The organism is Synechococcus sp. R5-12, from assembly GCF_047502655.1.
Taxonomy (GTDB): domain Bacteria; phylum Cyanobacteriota; class Cyanobacteriia; order Thermostichales; family Thermostichaceae; genus Thermostichus.
The window spans coordinates 1-1,782 of record NZ_JANSIM010000203.1 but is presented as its reverse complement, the minus strand read 5'-3'; the positions used below and the strand labels follow the sequence as shown (position 1 = coordinate 1,782).

Here is a 1,782-nt window from a genome sequence, read left to right as displayed (position 1 = left end):
TTCAGTATAGTTGAGCTTATTATTGACTAGAGTCATGCTCTCGCTGGCCGAGAAAAAACCCTTGATAGGATGGGGAGTAGAACGTACCCTTGAGCCTTCTCGTCATGATCACCCTGACCGATAGCGCCATCCAAGAGTTGAAGCGCCTGCGCAGCAAGTACGAAAAAGAGGGATCCCAGCCCATCCTGCGTCTAGGGGTCAAGCCGAGCGGCTGCTCTGGCCTCTCTTATGTGATGAACTTCGAGTCTCAGGCCAACCCTGACGATCATACCTTCGACTTTGGGGATATCCAGGTGGCAGTGGATCCCTTGAGCATGACCTTGATCAGCGGCACCACCGTCGATTTTTCCGAAGATCTGCTGGGCGGTGGCTTCCGCTTCAAGAACCCCAATGCAGTCGCCAGTTGTGGGTGTGGCACCTCCTTTGCCACTGCTGAGACTGCTGCTGTCGTTGGTCACTAAAGTCTCAATCGCTGCCTCCCACCCGCCTTTGGGCGTCAACGGTTGGAGGGCTCTAGGCTGGGCAGCCAAAGGACAAACCAAGTCCATCCGTTCTGGCTGGTGACCCGGACTTGGCCCTGCAGATACTCCACCCACTGCTTCACCAAGGCCAGTCCAAGGCCGCTGCCCGGCTGCGCCCAGGGATCCTCAGAAGGCACACGGTAAAAGCGCTCGAAAAGGTGGGGCAGGTGTTCAGGCTCGATTTGGGCGGTATTGCCGACTCTTAACTCAACCCCACCGGGAAAGGCTTGCCCCTCTAAGCGGAGGGTTCCGCCCGGCTGGGTGAACTTACAGGCATTTTCCAGCAGTTCCTTCAGGATCAGGGTTAGCCGCTGCGGGTAGCTGTAGAGCACTGCCGGGAATGAGGTCAGCTCCGCCATCTCCAGCTTCAGTTGCCGAGCCTGAGCCCGTTCTCGCACCCCATTGAGTAGGCTTGTGCAAAGGCTGTGGAGATCGATGGCGGCAGCCGCAGAGCTCAACTCTTTGGCTTCTAGGCTCTGCAGATCCAGCAACTTGTTGATCAGCTCAATTTCAGCCTGACACTCTTCCAAAGCGATGCGGTGGTATTGGCACTGCTTCTCGTTGAGAGGAGTGCGGCCCAATAGTTCCAGGGCCAACTTGATCTTGGTGAGGGGGGTGCGCAGCTCGTGGGAAACGCTGGCCAGAAAGCTATCCTTGAGGCGGTTGAGCTGCTGCAGATCCTGCACCTGGCAGGCCAACTGGGCAGTGCGTTCTTGCACCTTGGCTTCTAGGGCTTGGTTAAGTTCCCGCAGGTGGCGTTGGGCTTGGCTGGCCTGGATCAGGTGACGGATACGCCGCTTCAAAACCGCCCAACGAATGGGTTTGGAAATGTAATCGCTGGCCCCGGCAGCAAAGGCTTCATCCACGCAGGACTCATCTTCCAGCGCCGTGACGATGAGAATGGGCAGATCCGAGTTTTGAGCATGGAGGCGGCGACAGCACTCAAACCCATCCAAATCTGGCATGACCGCATCCAGCAACACCATATCCACTGAGTGTTGGGCGGCTAGCTGCAAGCAAGCCTCGCCGCTGCTGGCTTCTAGAACTTGGTAGCCTTCTCGCTCAAGGGCGTAGCGAACCAAGAGTCGCTGGCTGGGCTCATCTTCCGCGATCAACAACAACGGCTTCTTTTCAGGCGAGGGGGATCCCGCCTGGGCCTCAGGAACCGCCGGCGAGCTGGCCGGAGGATGGGGATTAGGCCTCAGCATAGGCATTGAGAGGAGAGCATGACTCTAGTCAATAATAAGCTCAACTATACTGA

Annotated in this window: 2 protein-coding genes; one reads left to right on the top strand and one right to left on the bottom strand. The window is 57.3% G+C overall.

Features of this window, described 5'->3' with window-relative positions; genetic code table 11:
* The first annotated feature begins 89 nt into the window (after positions 1 to 89).
* A complete protein-coding gene (locus NW843_RS10740; RefSeq protein WP_414341999.1) occupies positions 90 to 461 on the top strand; it encodes a HesB/IscA family protein in 372 nt (123 codons plus the stop codon).
* A 35-nt stretch (positions 462 to 496) separates the two neighbouring features.
* On the opposite strand, the gene NW843_RS10735 is transcribed toward NW843_RS10740, so the two are convergent.
* Positions 497 to 1,729, bottom strand: coding sequence for a response regulator (locus tag NW843_RS10735; RefSeq protein ID WP_414522929.1), 1,233 nt, complete (start codon positions 1,727 to 1,729; stop codon positions 497 to 499).
* Between the last annotated feature and the right edge of the window lie 53 nt (positions 1,730 to 1,782).

Bases quoted from the DNA above. Each gene is read 5' to 3' on its own strand.
- NW843_RS10735 (WP_414522929.1), bottom strand. From the start codon at position 1,729: ATGCTGAGGCCTAATCCCCATCCTCCGGCCAGCTCGCCGGCGGTTCCT.